The sequence below is a fragment of the Saliphagus infecundisoli genome, assembly GCF_020177375.1.
In the GTDB taxonomy this organism is placed as follows: domain Archaea; phylum Halobacteriota; class Halobacteria; order Halobacteriales; family Natrialbaceae; genus Saliphagus; species Saliphagus infecundisoli.
The window spans coordinates 20,546-36,685 of sequence record NZ_JAIWHV010000003.1 but is presented as its reverse complement, the minus strand read 5'-3'; the positions used below and the strand labels follow the sequence as shown (position 1 = coordinate 36,685).

Genomic DNA, 16,140 nt, shown 5'->3' with positions numbered 1-16,140 from the left:
TCGGGTTAAAGTTTCTCCAGCGGCCGGGAGGTGCGGCTGCCGACGACGTTCTTTACGGAAATAACCAATAGATTTAATGAGAGTCAGGGAGAGTTAGATGTTGCCATGCCAGGTATTGGCAGAGAAGAGGGCGGCGGCGACGAGTCGGAGAAGAGCGTCTCACGGGAGCCCGACCGGCGGCGGTTCATGCGGGGAACGGCCGTCGCGCTCGCGCTCTCGGGGGCCGGCGTCTCCGGGAGCGCGGCGGCCGACGAGGGCGACGACGGGGACGACGGAGGCGAGGAGGGCTGGGAGGTCGAGTCGATCCACGACTCCGAGGGCGTGGTCTCGGCCTCCCATCCGATCGCCGCGGAGGTCGGCGCCGAGGTTCTGGAGTCGGGCGGCAACGCCTTCGACGCCGCCGCGGCGGTCCAGCTCGCGTTGACCGTCGTCGACCCCTACGGCTCCGGGATCGGCGGCAGCGGGATGCTGGTCGGCTACGCCGCGAGCGAGGACCGGCCGGTCACGCTGAACTGCCAGGCCCGCGCGCCGATCGATGCCTCGCCGGCCATGCGCTACGACGACGGGAACCTGAAGCCGCCCGCCCAGCGATACTATGGCGGGATCTCGATCGGGACGCCTGGGACGCTGCGCGGGCTCGACGTCATGCTCAAGCGGTGGGGCACCCGCTCGCTGAGCGACCTCGCGACCCGACCCAGAGAGATCGCCGCGGAGGGGTTCGAACTCGACGAGCGGGTCGCGAGCGTCCTCTCGGCAGTCGTCTGGCGGATGAACGACGCCGCCCTCGACATCTGGGCACCCGACGGCGAGGCCCTCGAGGCCGGCGACCTCGTCGTCCAGGAGGACCTCGCGGGGACGCTCTCGCTGATCGAGGAGGGGGGGGTCGACCCCTTCTACCGGGGCGAGATCGGCGAGGCGATCGTCGACCTCGTCCAGGACGCGGGCGGGGTCATGGAGATGGCCGACCTCCGGGCCTACCGGCCGACGGTGGATCCGCCGACCCGGGTGACCTACGACGACCCCCATCCGACGATCGGGAACTCGGTGGACGTGCTCTCGGCGCCGCCGCCGGTCGAGGGCGGGCTGGTCGTCCCCGGAATGCTGAAGCTCATAGACGGGATGGAGCTGCCGGCGGACCCGATGTCGGCGACGCGCTACCACCGGACGTGGGCGGCCCGCGCGGCGATCGAGGACCCGATGATCACGACGACGGCCGACCCGGAGTTCGTCGACGTCCCGGTTCGAGGGATCCTCTCGGACGACCTGATCGCGAGCCGGCGGGATCTCATCGACCCCGACGAGCGAAACCCCGGCCTCCTGGGTGCCGAGAGCGACCCGTGGGCCCGCCAGCCCGGCGACCCCTGGACGACCGACCCGCCCGTCGACGTGAGCGAGGCGAACGTTCCCGGGGAGTTCGAGCCGCCGACGACCGAGGATACGACCCACTTCTCGGTCGCCGACGGGGCGGGAAACGTCGTCTCCTTTACGGGGACGCTCTCCTCGGGCTTTGGCACCGGTGCCGTGGTCCCCGGCTACGGCTTCTTCCTCAACAACTCGATCGCCCAGCTCGGCGAGTCCGGGCCCGACCGCCTGGGGCCGCTCCGGCGGTACAACACCACCGCCGCGCCGACGCTCGTCCTTCAGGACGGGGAGCCCCTGCTGACCTGTGGCTCGCCCGGCGGCATCGTCATCTCCCAGGTCGTCGCCGACGTGCTCGTCAACGTCCTCGAGTACGGGATGGGCCTGGAGGAGGCCGTCGCCCACCCGCGGATGTACGTCTTCACCGGCGAGTACGAGGAGGCAGTTCCCGGAGCGACGATCGACGGGCTCGAGGCGATGGGGTATTCGATGGCCGACGAGCCCACCGGACCGCTCGGCGACACGCAGATGGTCGCCGTCGACCGGGACGGCCCGCTGGGCGTCTACGACCCCCGCCGGGGCGGCGGCGTCGCCGGCGCCGGCGGCGAGGACGTCGGCCGCGGGGCCCCCCGGCGGACGTCCCCGGCAGGGGCCCGCCCGGGCTCGGCGAGGAGGACGACCATCCGGGCGGCCCGCCGGGAGAGGACGACGACCACCCCGGCCGTGGAGGCGACCCGCCGGGCCACGGCGGCGACCACCCCGGTCGCGGCCCGAACTGATCACGACGATCCGGTTCGGTTCCAGCCCTCCTCGGCCGTCACCGGGGTCAGTCGGTCGCCGTCGGTGAACCCCTCCGGCCGGCCCGCGAGCCGATCGACGAGCCGGTCGCGCCACGTCATGAGTTCGTCGGGGCGCTCGCCGGCGAGGTTACGGGTCTCGAGGGGGTCGTCCGCGAGGTCGAAGAGGAGTTCGTCGCCCGTCGTGGGATGCCAGACGTACTTCGCGTCCTCGCTCACGAGGAACTGGGTTCCCGTCTCCGGGTCGTAGGTCGGCCCGTGTTCGCCGTGGTAGTGGGATCGCCACTCCGCGTCCCCGTCCAGTAGCGGCCACAGCGACCGGCCGTCGACCGATCCGGGGACCTCGACGCCCGCCACCTCGAGGATCGTCGGCAGGAGGTCCTCGAGCCCGACCGGCCGGGAGATCCGCCGGCCCCTCGCACGCTCATCCCGTCCCGGGGGACGGACGATCAGGGGGACCCGGGCGGAGCCCTCGTAGGCGAAGGTCTTCCGCCAGAGGTCGTGGTCCCCGAGCATGTCGCCGTGGTCCGAGGCGAAGATCACGAGGGTGTCCTCCAGGTCGACGGCCCGAAGCAGCCGCCCGATCTGGCGGTCGACGTGGGTCACCGAGCCGTAGTAGCCCACCCGGGCCCGGCGGACGACCTCGCGGGGGAGGTCCGCGAGCCAGGCGTTCGTCGGCGGATGCGCCGGAACCCGGTCGCCGTAGATCTCCCTCGCCCAGTCGCCCACGGGTGGTTCGGGAATCTCCCGCCCGTCGTAGTGCTCCCAGGCGGCCCGCGGCGGGTCGTAAGGCTGGTGGGGCCGGACGTAGGAGACGTAGTGGAAGAAGGGGCGCGTCGGGTCCCGGTCGGCCAGGAACTCGATCGCCCGGTCGGTGGTCCAGACCGTCGGGTGGGCCCGCTCGTCTACGTGCCAGGGCCGGGCGTCCCAGGAGTTTCGCCCGACGCCGTGGCCGATCTCGTCGGCGCCGTCGCGTTCGCGGGCGAGCCACCGGGAGTAGTCGTCCTCGCGTCCCGAGAGACCCGTATGGAGGACCGTCTCCTCGAACCCGATCCGGTTGCCCGCCGGGATCGCGTGGGTCTTGCCGGTCAGTCGCGTCCGGTAGCCCGCCTCCCGGAGGAGCCCGGCAAGCGTCGGCTCGAACGTCCAGGGTCGGCCGTGGTAGGTCGTCGCGTCGACGTTCGCGGGGCGCCGGCCGGTCCAGAGACACCGCCGGGCGGGGATCGACGACGGCGCCGGGGTATACGCCCGGGAGAACATCGCCCCTTCGCCGACGAGCGAGTCCAGCGTCGGCGTGTGGACCAGCGGATCGCCGTGGCCGTCCCGGGGAACGGCAGGATCGGCCCCGATCGCGCTTCCCCGGTGCTGGTCGGTCGTGATCAACAGCACGTTCGGTCGATCGGCCATACGCCGGCTACGACGGATTCCGCCTTACGTCTGGTGCCCGTTCGAAGGCCCCGGAGGGGACGCCGATCTACTCGACCTCGACGGTATCGGCGTAGACGTACTCCTCCCCGCCGATCGTCGCGAGCAGGGTGAACTCGTACGTTCCAGCCTCCTCGTAGGTGTGTCGGAGGTAGTGTCCGGAGGTCTCGCTCCCGTCACCGAACTCCCAGTCGGCGTCCCAGACGTCGTCGCCGACGATCTCGAAGACGTACTCGCGCTCTCCGAGCCAGTCCTCCCGGCGGACGTCGTAGACCTCCTCTGCGGGCGGGCCGTCGTCGCCGTCGTTCGGTCCGCCCTCGGCATCGATCGTCTCCTTGTACGTGTACTCCTCGCCGTCGATCGTGGCAGTGAGCGTGACCTCGTACGTCCCGTCCTCCTCGTAGGTGTGACGGACGTAGTGGCCCGAGGCGCGGGTGTCGTCGCCGAACTCCCAGTCGGCCGCCCAGAGGTCGTCGCCGACGATCTCGAGGATGTATTCCCGGTTGGCGAGCCAGTGTTCCTGGCGAACCTCGAGCACCTCGGCGACCGGCGGCCGCTCGCCGCCGGGCGACCACGAGGCCGCGAGCGGAACCCGGACGTCGTCGCCCTCGCTTATGACGTAGTGGTAGCCGCCGTCCTCCAACTGTTCGGGATCGACGAAGTCCCGGGTGAACGTCTTCGTCCCGACGTCGAACGCGAGGGTGTTTCCGCTGGACTCGATCCCGTCGATCGGGTAGGCGCCGTTGCCCCGGCCGCGCTGGTCGCGCTCGTCGATGCGTTCTTTCGGATCCGAGTTCTCGTGGTAGGGGCTGGTGTCGTCGTTGTCGACGTAGACGAAGCCGGTGTGGCGATCGACGTGACGGCGGTCGCCGCCGGCCCGGACGTCGAGTTCGTTGTCGAGGGTCATCCCCCTCGTGAAGTCCTCGACGGTTCCGCGGACCGCGTTCGTGTTCTCTCCGATCAACTCGCCGTCGGCCGTGGGCTGGAGTCGGGTTCCGTCGTGGACGTAGGCGTACTCGGACTCGCCCTCTTCGACCGAATAGAGGCCGAAGAAGCCCGAAAACTGGAACGTGTCGTCGACGGTGAGCGTCGCGTCGCCATCGAGCGAGCGGACCACGTAGTCCGTGCGCCCGTTCGAGAGTTCGATTTTGAGGGCGTGGCCCTCGCCGCCGGTCACGTCGGCCTCCTCGATCGACTCGACGACGCGGTCGCCCTCGTAGTGCTCGATCACGGACGTGAACGTTGTCTCAAGGTCCGATCCGCTCCGGTCGAGGAAGGCGTATCTCAGATCGTCCTCTGGCGCGGACCCGCCGCTGCTGTCGGGGGGATGGGCGTCGGCGAGGGCGACCTCGTCGAACTCGCCGATGCTGGTCAGCCGGAGGTGGACGCCCTCGGCGTCGTCGTCCCGGAAGTTGTAGTGGTCCTCGACGTCCCAGTCGACGGTGACCTTCTCCGACGGATCGTCGTCGCGCTCGACGTTATCGAAGTAGTTCATCCCCGAGCCCACAGAGCGGGGATCCCGCTCGCTGTCGTAGTCGTCGTCGCCGTAGGGAACGTCCGGGCCGGCGAGCGTGCCGCCCTCCTGGGCCTCGAGATCGAGTCCCGCAGTCGTGACCTCGGCTTTCGTCGCGTGGAAGCCGTACCGGTGGTGGTCTCCGCCGGCGACGTCGAAGAAGTCGACCGCGTAGGAGCGTTCCTGGCCGACGGTGATCAGGGCGGTCGTCCGGCGGTACTCCTCCGTGGCGTCGTAACAGTGTGGCGCCTCGACGTCGATCAGGTCGACCCGCTCGTCGTCGCCCTCGAAGTGGCGGGGATTGCCGACCCAGTGGTGTTTCTGGCCGCGTTCGTCGACCATCACGGTGTTGTGGCTAATCGTGTTGTCGGTGAACATCCGGCTCGGGGGATGGGCCCCGGTTTCGGCCGGATACCCGACGTCCCGGGCGAGGTCCATCTCGTGGGCCGCGACGCCGATCTGGAGCGTGTCCCGGTGGGCGTGTGAGGTGCCTCCGCCCTCGACGCCGTTGCGGCCGTAGTACATCCAGACCGCGCGCTTGACGTTCCCGAGGGTGACCTTCTCCTTGCGCTCTCGCTCCCGTTCGTCGAGCAGCGTCAGGTAGTACAGCGCCATGCTGTAGCCGCCCGCGTCGTCGTTCTGGCCGATACACTCCCAACGCATCGTGGTGGTCCCCTCGGGGAGTTCCCGGACGTACGTCAGGACCTCCCGGCCGCTGCCGTCGGCCATGAAATCGATCGTGTCGACGTGTTCGCCCTCGATGAAGAGGTCGTAGATCCCGTACGTATCGACGAACAGCGCTTCGATCTCGAGTTCGTACTCGCCTGCCTCCTCGACGTCGAACTCGAAGGTCCACCACTCGCCCGCCTCCTCGGCCTCGAACTGGATGGCCTCGTCGAAGCTGTCATCGGTCGCCGCGGAGGCGTCGGCGAACAGTTCGGAGGTGTCGTAGGTCACGCCGAACGAGCCGGCAGTGTAGTTCTCCCCGTCGCGCAGCGCCGCGAAGCCGAAGCCCGCGAGGTTCTGGCTCGGGACGTCGAGGGGACCCTCGGCGTCGATGACCGACTGGATCTCGTCGGCGAGGCCCTCGGGTTCGGCGTCGTAGATCGAGCCCCGCATCCCCGCCGTCGAGTAGCCGTTCGAGTAGTGCCACAACTGGGCGAACTCCGGGTCGCCCGTCACCTCGTAGCCGGCCTCGATGGCGCTCGTGCTCCACTCGGTCCCCGACGGGTAGTGGGTGTCGCCGAGCGCGGGCGAGAACGAGTCGAGCAGGAGTAGGTCGGCGTTGATCTTCAGGGCGTTCTGGAACTTCGGGTGCTGGTAGAGGTTCGCGCCGTCGAACCCGTCGTACCCCTGTAGGTTCTCGGCGACCTGGCGGATCGAGGACATCCGGATCCGGTTGTAGCCGAGTGCTCCCTCGTGCCAGTAACCGTCCCGGTCGGCCTCGTCGACGATCGGGGCCAGCACGTTCCCGCCCGTCGTATACCAGTTCTCGGGCTCCTCGTTCCAGACGTCGCCGTCGAAGACCTCCTCGCCGGGCTGGAACACCCACTCGAGGGCCTCGCGGGTGTAGCCGCCCTCGCGCGTGTCGTCCTGGACCCGCGCCGAGATCGCGACCGCCGAGAGCTGTCCCCGTCCGGGAGCCATCTGTGAGTCCTTGGCCGCGGGAAGCATCTCCCGGACGTAGTTCTCCTCGATGTTCTCCCGGACCGCCTCGACTGAGTCCTTGCCCTCCAGTCCGGGATACTCCTGGGTTTTTCCGTCGAGGAACTCGACCACCGCGTCCGCAACGTCCTGGTCGTCCAGGGCGGGGAAGAACGCGTCGTAGGCGACGAGCAGGTTGCGAGCCAGATTGCCCTCCCAGTGGGAGCCGATGATCCGCCCGGTCTGTCGGCCGCCGTGATTGTTCCAGAAGCCGTCGGCGTTCTGCTGGTAGTCCGCGATCGTCATCTCGGGGTAGACGTCGGCGATGCGGTCCAACAGTACCAGCCCGGCGATCGCGTACTCGGGATCCTCGGCGAGCAGGTAGCCGTCGGACAATGACGCCAGGATCCGCCTGATTCCGCCGGGTCGCCAGACGAACCAGTGGTTGTAGTAGGCGACGAGGTTCCAGCGGTTGCCCTCGCCCAGACCGAGGTCGTCCTCTCCATCGATCCATCCCCAGCCGTCGTCTACGCCCCAGCCCTCGCCCATCTCGGGGTGTTCCTCGTTGACCAGCAGCGAGTCGTCCGCGAGGTCGGGATCGAACATGCCTCGGTCGTCCAGTCCGCTCTCGCGATAGGCTCCGAAGTCGTTCGTCGGGAGGACCAGGTTCCCATCGCCGTGGGGATCGGAGACCGTCGTCTCGATCTTCCACGGACGGTCGGTTCCCGGGCTACTGATCCCCCCCAGGACGTTTCGCTCGGCGGCGATGCCGCCGGCACGGGGGACGTCCTGGGCGGTAACCAGACTCCACATTTCGTCGAGGTCGCGGTCGTACGCCTCTAGACGTCCCTCCGCCCCCTGGACTGCGCTGTTGCGTCTGTTCTCCGCCCAGTCGTAGCGATCGATGTTCTCCTGGGCGTTCGTGCGATCCCCTTCGGTCCACATCGTCGGTCGGGTCTTGCGGTGGTACCCGTCCTCCTCGGCGGCGGCCCCGGTCTGGGACACCAGCCCGCCGAGGATCCCCGCCCCGGTCGTCGCGAGCATCGACCGCCGCGAGACGTCGAACCCTCGGACGCGGTCGATCACCGAACACAGTTCCTCGCGGGACCAGTCGCCGTCCTCTCGATGATTGTCGGACGCCATCAGTAACCACACTATCTTTCCGAAAGATATTTCTTCTGGATATTATCAATTTCGATCCAACAGGGATAATACACGAACCTGACTGTCGGTCCGAACGGACGGTCGGCGAGTCAAGAAAAGCCACGTACCGATCGATAGCGAGACTGCACTGCGACCGGCGGGGCGATGGCTTTCCCCCGGTTCTATCGATCCCGCTTCCACACCGCGGTCAGCGGGATCCGGACGTCGTCGTCCTCGGAGACCATGTACTCGTAGCCGCCCTCTTCGAGTTCCATGGGATCGGTGAACTGGCGGACGAACGTCCGGCGACCGACGTCGATGGTCGCGCGGTTCCCCCGTCCGACCTCGACGTCCTCGATCGGATACACCCCGTTTCCACGCCCACGCTGTCCGTTTCCGGTGATCGGGTCCTTCGGATCGGGCTGGCCCTGCCAAGGGTTCGAGTCGTCGGTGTCGACGTAGACGAAGCCAGTGTGGCGATCGACGTGGCGACGGTCCCCGGCGATCCGTATCTCCAACTCGTTTTCGAGGGCCATTCCCCGAGTGAAGTCCTCGACGGTGCCCCGGATCGCGGGCGCGTTCGCCTGGACGATCGGCGCGCCGTTCATCGGCCGGATACGCCTGCCGTCGTGGACGTAGGCGTACTCCGACTCGTCGTCCTCGAGCGAGTAGACGCCGAAGAAGCCCCGGAACTGGAACTCGTCGTCCACGGTCAACATCGTATCTCCCTCGAACGAGCAGACCACGTAGTCGGTGCGACCGTTCGCAAGTTCGACCTTGATGGCGTTCCCGTCGCCGCCGGTGACCGGGACGCGCTCGACCGATTCGACGACCCGGTCACCGTCGTAGTGTTCGATCGCGGAGACGAAGTCGCTCTCGAGGTCGCTTCCCTGTCGGCGTAGGAGGGCGTACCGCAGGCTGTCGGGATTGCCGTCCCGATCCGGCGGATGGCCGTCGGCCAGCGCGACCTCGTCGAACTCCCCGAAGGTCGTCAGACGCATGTGGACGCCCTCGGCGTCGTCGGAGCGGTGGTCCCAGTAGTCCTCGACGTCCCAGTCGACCGTCACCGCCTCGGCGGGGTCGTCGTCGCGAGCGACGTTCGTGAGGTAGTTGAAGCCGCTGCCGACCGCCTGATTGTAGTCCGAATCCTCGCCGTACCCCGGTTTCGGGACGTCCTCGCCGGCGTAGGTGCCGCCGTCCTGGGGCGTGAGATCGACGCCCTCAGCGGTCGCCTCCCCGACCTGTCCGTGGAAGCTGAAGACGTGGTCGTCGCCGCCGGCGACCCGGAAGAAGTCGACCGCGTAGGAGTGGCGTTCGTCCACTTCGATCGTCGCCATCGTCCGCCGGTAGGTCTCACACTGCTCGTAGGCGTGGCGGGCGTCGACGTCGATCAGGTTCACCCGCTCGTCGTCACCCTCGAAGTGTCGGGGCGTTCCGACCCACTGGGCGTCCTGCTGGGAGACGTCCACCGTGACGGTGTTGTGACTGATCGTGTTCTCGGTCCAGTTCCGGCGTTTGGGCCAGCTTCCGGTCGCCTCCGGATAGCCGAGGTCAGGCGAGAGTTCGAGGTCGTGGGCCGCGACCCCGACGTTCAACGCGTCGGCGTGGTTGTGGTCGTTGCCGCCGGCCTCGGATCCGGTCCGGCCGTAGTACATCCAGAACGCCCGCTTCTCGTTGCCCAGATCACCGACGTCCTCTTGCTCCTCGGTGACCGTCAGCGAGTAGAGCGCCATCAGGTAGTTGTCCGAGTCGTCGTTCTTGCCCACGCAGTCGAAGCGCAGTTCGTTGGTTCCCTCGGGAAGTTCGAGGGTGTACGTCAGGACCTCCCGGCCGCTGCCGTCGGCCATGAAGTCGATCGTATCGACGGAGTCGCCGTTGACGCTCATCTCGTAGATGCCGTAGGTGCCCACGAACAGCGCCTCCAGGTCGAGATCGTAGCTCCCCGCCTCCTCGACGTCGAACTCGAAGGTCCACCACTCGCGTTCCCCGTAGGCCTGGAGCTGTATGGCCTCGGGGAAGCTGTCGTCTACCTCCGTCGAGGCCTTGACGAACAGTTCGGAGGTGTCGTACTCCCACTCGGGCGTACCGACGTCGTGGTTCTCGCCGTCTTTCAGCGCGGCGAACCCGTAGCCGGGAAGGTTTCGACTCGGGAGGTCGAGCGGTCCCTCGGCCTCGATGATCGAGTCGATCTCGTCGCCGAGGCCCTCCGGATCGGCGTCGAAGATCGAGCCCTGGATGCCGTCGGTCGTGTACCCCTCGTCGAAGTGCCACACCTGGGCGAACAGGGACTCGCCCGTCTCCCGGTAGCCCTCCCGGATGCTCGTCGGGATCCACTCGGAGGTGTAGGGGCCGTGCTGGTCGCCGATCTGTGGGGTGAATCGATCGATGAGGAGCAACGGGACGTTCACGTCGAGCGACTGGAGCAGCTTCGGGTGGCCGTAGAGGTCGGCGCCGTCGAACCCGTCGTACCCCTGGAGGTAGTCGGCGACCTGCCGGGTGCCGCTTATCTGGATGGTGTTGTAGCCCGGTCCCGCCCTGTTGTTGTAGCCGTCCCGGTCCCAGACGTCGACCATCGGCGCGAGGACGTTCCCGCCGGTCGTATACCAGTTCTCGGGTTCGGCGTCCCAGACGTCGCCGTCGAAGATCTCCCGGCCGGGCTGGAACACCCACTCGATGGCCTCCTGGGTGTAGCCGTCGGGCTCGTCGAGGACGCGAGCGGCCTGGACCAGCGCGCTCAGTCCGCCGCTTTTCATGTTCGAGGCCTCCATCGCCGGGAGGATCTCTCTGAGGATGCCGTCCTCGATGTTCTTTCGGATCTTCTCGATCGAGTCCTTCTCGGGGAGTCCGGGGAACTCCTGGGTCTTGCCGTAGAGGAAGGAGACGAGTTCGTCGTCGCCCTCCATCGCCGGGAAGAAGGCGTCGTACGCCCGGATCACCGGCCGCATGACGTTCGACTCCCAGAACGCGCCGACGGTCTTGCCGGTCATCCGCCCGCCGTGGCTGTTCCAGAAGCCGTCGGTCCACTCCCCGGGCGGCGTCATCGGGTACTCCGTGAGGTCCATCCCGGGATAGACGTCGGCGATCCGGTCGAGGACGACGGTCCCCGCACGGGCATACGTCCGATCGCCCGTCAGCAAGTAGGCGTCGGTCAGCCCCGCGAGGAGGCTGGGGATGCCGCTGCTGTGGTGCCAGATCGACCAGTGGTTGTAGTAGGCGACGACGTTCCACCGGAGGTACTCCTCGTTTGCGATCCCCAGGTCGTTGTCCTCGTCGACCCAGCCGTAGCCATCGTCTACGCCCCAGCCCTCGCCCATCTCGGGGTGTTCCTCGTTGACCAGCAGCGAGTCGTCCGCGAGGTCGGGATCGAACATGCCCAGGTCGTCGAGCCCGCTCTGCCTGTAGGCCTCGAAGTCGTTCGTCGGGAGGACCAGGTTCCCCTCGCCGTGGGGGTCGGAGACCGGCGTCTCGACCTTCCAGATCCGGTCGGTGTTCGGCGAGTCCTCCGCGTTGATTCCGACCGATCCACGGCTTTCGCCGACCTCCCTGTCCTCTCCCGTCCCCGGGCGCTCGTCGTCGATCAGGAAGTAGTCGGAGCCGTAGCGCTGGTAGGCTTCGAAGTCGTTCGCCGGCGGGTCCCGATCCCCTCTGGACCGGTCGTCGGCGGAGAGCCCGGCGACGGCCGCCGAACTCTCCCCGGCGGACTCCAACAGATCCCGCTGTGGGCTGAACCCGCCCCCGCGGGGGATCTCCTGGGAGGTGACGAACCGCCAGAGGCTCTCTAAATCCGGGCTCGCCGCGTCCGAGCCGAACAGCTCGCTGATGCGAGAGAGCCGTCGGTCCGCCGTCGCGACCGCCGAATCCCGCCTGTTTTCGGCCCAGTCGTAGCGCCCGACGTTCGTTCGGGCGTTCTCCCGGTCGCTCTCGGTCCAGATCGTCGGCCGGGTCTTCGCGTGGAGCGCGTTGTGGTCGTCGCCCACGGCCGTTCCGGCAGAGAGCATCCCGCCGATTGCGCTCATGCCGGCCGTCGCCAGTACCGCCCGACGCGACACGCCAGGACGGAAGCGGCGATCAGTGACCGCTCTCGCTCGTTCGTCGGCCCGTTCGCTATCGTTCCGATCGGGATCGGTACCCGTCATATACCTGCAAGATAATCTCACCCACAATATACCTTTCGGAAATAACCACAGTCAACACGGGCTGAGCGCGTGGCGGTCGAGTTCGATCCACGGTCGGCACCGGGAGAGTACCCGCGACGAACGCCGCCGCCAGTCCCGCCGATCCCCGGATCGGAGGTCGCGGCTGCCGGTTCGGTCCACCGCGAGAGCCGACTGGTTCGGGATCGAAGCGAGGACTGGGATGCTGGGGGAGGTTCTCATACGACCGACTATATGTCCTTCAGGGTTCTCGCCACCCCGTATTGGCGAGCCCCTTGACGTAGTTACAGCCAGCAGTATCAGGGCCGGTCGAGCACGCCCCGGCCGTCGCGCTCGGCGACTTCGATCAGCCACTCGAGGGAATCGACGTAGGCCGATGCGGTCTCCGGATAGATCGCACGCCCCGACTCACATAGGGCGGTCAGCGCCCCGATCGTTTCTTCGTAGGCCGATCGGGCTTCAGTGGGTGACAGTTCCGGCAGCGACCGATCCGGGTGGGCCGGCGGGTCTGGGTCCGAGCGCTTCCAGTTCGTCGGGAGGATCAGCCCGCCGAGATCCCGGTAGACATCGAGCCCGTCGGGGACGAACGGGCCCAGTGCGTGACGGGTCACGGCCCGGGAAATCGCGGACCCGCTCTCGACGGGATCGGGGTTCCAGAGCCGGTCGGCGAACAGGGGGATCGCCGACGGGAGCGCCCGCTCGAAGTACTCCCGGCGCTCCTCGCTCGAGGGTTCCCAGGCGGCGAGTTCGCCCCCGGCGACGCGGGATTCGCGTCCCTCGGGGGCGGTCGGCCGGCGCCGGGGCGCCCAGCCGAGCATGTACTCCTCCCCGATCCACCCCCTGACGTAGGCCGCGTGGACGTAGGAGTTGACCACCTCGAACCCTTCCTCGACGAACCGCTCCATGCTACAGCCCTCGACGGGCCCGCGGTCGGGGGCGGCGACGCGCCAGAACTGGATCAGGACGTCCCGCGGGAGGTCGGGCGACTCCGAGACGTCGATCTGGTCGTTCCAGAGCATCGTCCGGCGATCGTGTTCCTCTAGAAAGCTGTGGAGCCGGCGGACGAACGCATAGAAGTGTTCGGTCGGCGTCTCCGAGCCCTCGGCGGCCATCCGCTCCCGGCAGTCGACACACTCCTCCCAGGAGTGGCCGTGCATCTCCCACTCGTCTCCCCCGATGTGGACGACCCCGAAGGGAAACGCCTCGACCACCTCCCCCAGGAGGGTCTCGACGAACTCGCGGCTCTCCTCGCTTCCGATACAGATCGTCCGGTCGGAGGGGGCGCCGCCCTCGACCGTACACCCCAGTTCCGGAAACCGCTCGAGGACGTGCGCTGCGTGGGCGGGGACGTCGATCTCGGGCACGATCTCGATCCCGCGCCGACCCGCGTACGCGACCAGTTCCGCGAGGTCGTCCCGCGAGTACGCCGGCCGCTCGGTTCCGTCGAGATCCCGGTTCAGCTCCGGGTAGGCCGCGGACTCGAGGGCGTACCCCTCGTCGTCGAGCAGGTGGAGGTGGAGCCGGTTCAGCTTCGCCCTGGCGGCCTGGTCGATCCGCAGCTTCACCCGTTCGACCGACAGGAACCCGCGTGCGGGATCGAGCATGAGCCCCCGCCAGTCGGTCTCCGGCCGGTCGTGGATCGTACACACCGGAAACGTCCACTCCTCCCCGTCCCGGGCGAGCGCCGTCACGAGCGACCGGCAGCCGTGGCGGACTCCGTCCGCCGTCGCCGCCCGGATCTCGACGGCGTCGGGGTCCGCACGGAGGACGTACCCCTCCGGATCGTCGCCCCGCTCGCTTGGCTCCCCGGTGATCTCCAGTCGGACGTCGGCGCCCTCAGTCCCCGCTTCGACCCGGCGCGCGGGTTCGGTCGTCTCCCGCTCGAGGAGGTCCCCGAGAAGCGATGCGACCGGATCGACGTCGTCACCGCTCGAGGAGATACGGAACGGCGGCTCGAGCCGGACGGTTCCCGACCCCTTCCGAACGTGGCGCGGCCTCGGCAGTACGGGCGGTTCGGTCATGGTATCGGCGAGGGAACCGACCGGCTTAACCGTTTTCCCGAGGGGGAAGACGGCGGGACTTCGACCCGGAACCGCTGGCTACTGGGGCGAGATGAGCCCGCGCTTTACGGCACGGTAGGCGCCCCGGTAGGCCTCCCAATCCTGGTTGACCTCGAACTCCCACTCGTCGGTCTTTCCCCACGAGCCGTTGATTTGCTCGTACATGTCGATCCCGGGAAGATAGAAGTTCCAGAGCCAACTGAACGTCTCGGCGAACTGCAGGTTCTCTTCATCGGATTGGGCAGTACTCCACTCTTGGTAGTGATCGTAGAGATTAATCTCTTGGGTAGATCCCGAAAGATCTTCCTGGCCGACCTCTTCTGGAATCTCGACGACGAGCTCCTTCCCGTTGTACGGCGACCGTTCCTCGCCGTTCTCAATCGCGTCCACGATGACAGCTTGTTCGCCCAGATCGTTGCCGGCCTTATGGGTCGGCCGGAAGAACGAAGACGGGTGTGCGGCCAGCGATCCGTGACTAAAGATTGACAGGTCAAAGTCGATGCTGTCCTCGGTCCGATCATTGTATGCGGCACCCTCGAGAGAACTCAGGTTCACTTCGAACCCAAACTGCGAAAGTTGGTCGGTGATCGTCCGAGCAGGGTTCGACTCCCGCTGGGGGATCACGAACTCCAGGGAAACCTGCTCCCCATCGGGCCCGAGCCAGGCGTCCCCATCCTGTTCATAGCCCTCCTCCTGAAGCAGTTCCGCCGCGCCACTCTCGTCGGCTTGGACGGGATACTCGATAAAGTCGCTCACGTAATCGCCGAGCCACTCGTTGGTGACATTTTCGGTAATACCGGTCTGTAACGTCCGGGGCGTAGTTTCGCTCGATTCGTTCCCGGAGATGTTCTCGAGGCTGAGGGCGTGGATGACCGCGCGCCGGAAGTTCAGGTTCCGGGTGTGTTTCGATCCAGGCCCCTGCATCTGGAACTCGAGCTTCCGCATGAACGTGTCCTGGTACTCGGCTATCGTCTCGGCGTTATCCGGAGTGCTGTCGCCAAGCCAGTTCGCCAGCGTCGAATAGCCGAAGTCGTACTCGCCGCCCATGATGTTCTGGGCAACGGCCTCGTCGGCCGCAAGCTCATAGTCGAGCCGGTCGATGTTGATCTGGTCGGAGTAGGGATGACCGTCGTGGAGTTCGCAGTAGATCCCCTGTTCATTGTAGTCGACGATTCGGAACGGACCGTTGCCGAGGCCGTCCTCCATGACGGTCTGGATGTTGAGCGGCATTTCCTCTGCCATGCGCTCCTGGATCCCCGTGCGTTCTTCGCCACTCGAGGCATCTTGGAGTTCCTCGGCCCACGGCCGGAAGCTGTCTCGGTGGGTCCGCATCATCTCACCGAGGTAGCCGCCGAGCGCATACTCGAGCAGTTGCGGATTCTGCTGGTTCTTGTACTCGCGAACGAGCGTCTGGCCGTCGTTTTCGAGTGTGAGCTGTGCGATGTCGCTCGACTCGGGATTGAGGAGACGAGCAGTCTCCTCGTACCAGTACTTGTCGGCAGCGTTTACCTGGTCGCCGTTCCACCACGTAAACTCATCGTTGAAGTGAACCGTCACTTCTTGGCTGTCGCCATCGTAGTCCCAGTCCTCGATCATCTCGAGGCTGACGGAACCATCGGCGTAGTATCGGATAACCGGTTCCAAGAGAAGCCACGTGGGCGTCCAGGGATAGCTGGGCGCCCACGTGTTGAAGTTCATCTCACTGGGAATCGACTGCATGAACGTGGTGATGGTGGTATCGTCACCCGACCCACCGTTCCCGTTTCCATTCCCGTTGCCACTATCGTTGCCGTTGCCGTTTCCATTCCCGTTTCCGTTCCCGCTGTCGTTCCCGTTTCCGCTGTCGTTCCCGTTTCCGTTTCCGTTCCCGTTTCCGTTTCCGTTCCCGTTTCCGTTCCCACCGTCGCCCCCGAGACAGCCGGCGAACCCGGAACCGACCGCGGCCGCCGTCGCCGCCAACATCCGCCGCCGGGAGAGGAACTCCTCCGCGGACTCGATCGCATCATACCTGTCAGGATTTGCCATACCATACGAGTATATCGACC

5 protein-coding genes and 1 pseudogene are annotated in these 16,140 nt (G+C 67.1%); 1 reads left to right on the top strand and 5 read right to left on the bottom strand.

The window, feature by feature from the left end:
- Positions 1-105: 105 nt before the first annotated feature.
- Positions 106-1,932, top strand: a pseudogene (locus LCF40_RS07380) (gamma-glutamyltransferase family protein); the annotation flags it as partial.
- Positions 1,933-2,138: 206 nt separating this feature from the next.
- Here the strand turns inward: LCF40_RS07380 and LCF40_RS07375 are convergent.
- The 5 genes from LCF40_RS07375 to LCF40_RS07355 form a co-directional block, all read right to left on the bottom strand.
- Positions 2,139-3,563 carry a sulfatase-like hydrolase/transferase gene (locus LCF40_RS07375; RefSeq protein WP_318247892.1) on the bottom strand — a complete coding sequence of 475 codons (1,425 nt, stop codon included), beginning with the start codon at positions 3,561-3,563 and terminating at the stop codon, positions 2,139-2,141.
- A gap of 67 nt (positions 3,564-3,630) precedes the next feature.
- On the bottom strand, positions 3,631-7,881 hold the full coding sequence (locus tag LCF40_RS07370; protein ID WP_224827948.1) for a PKD domain-containing protein: 4,251 nt from the start codon (positions 7,879-7,881) through the stop codon (positions 3,631-3,633).
- 182 nt (positions 7,882-8,063) lie between these two features.
- On the bottom strand, positions 8,064-12,017 hold the full coding sequence (locus LCF40_RS07365; RefSeq protein ID WP_224827947.1) for a heparinase II/III domain-containing protein: 3,954 nt from the start codon (positions 12,015-12,017) through the stop codon (positions 8,064-8,066).
- A gap of 317 nt (positions 12,018-12,334) precedes the next feature.
- On the bottom strand, positions 12,335-14,056 hold the full coding sequence (locus LCF40_RS07360) for a family 20 glycosylhydrolase (RefSeq protein WP_224827946.1): 1,722 nt from the start codon (positions 14,054-14,056) through the stop codon (positions 12,335-12,337).
- Positions 14,057-14,134: 78 nt separating this feature from the next.
- Entirely contained in the window at positions 14,135-16,120 is a 1,986-nt protein-coding gene (locus LCF40_RS07355) for an ABC transporter substrate-binding protein (RefSeq protein ID WP_224827945.1), read from the bottom strand.
- Between the last annotated feature and the right edge of the window lie 20 nt (positions 16,121-16,140).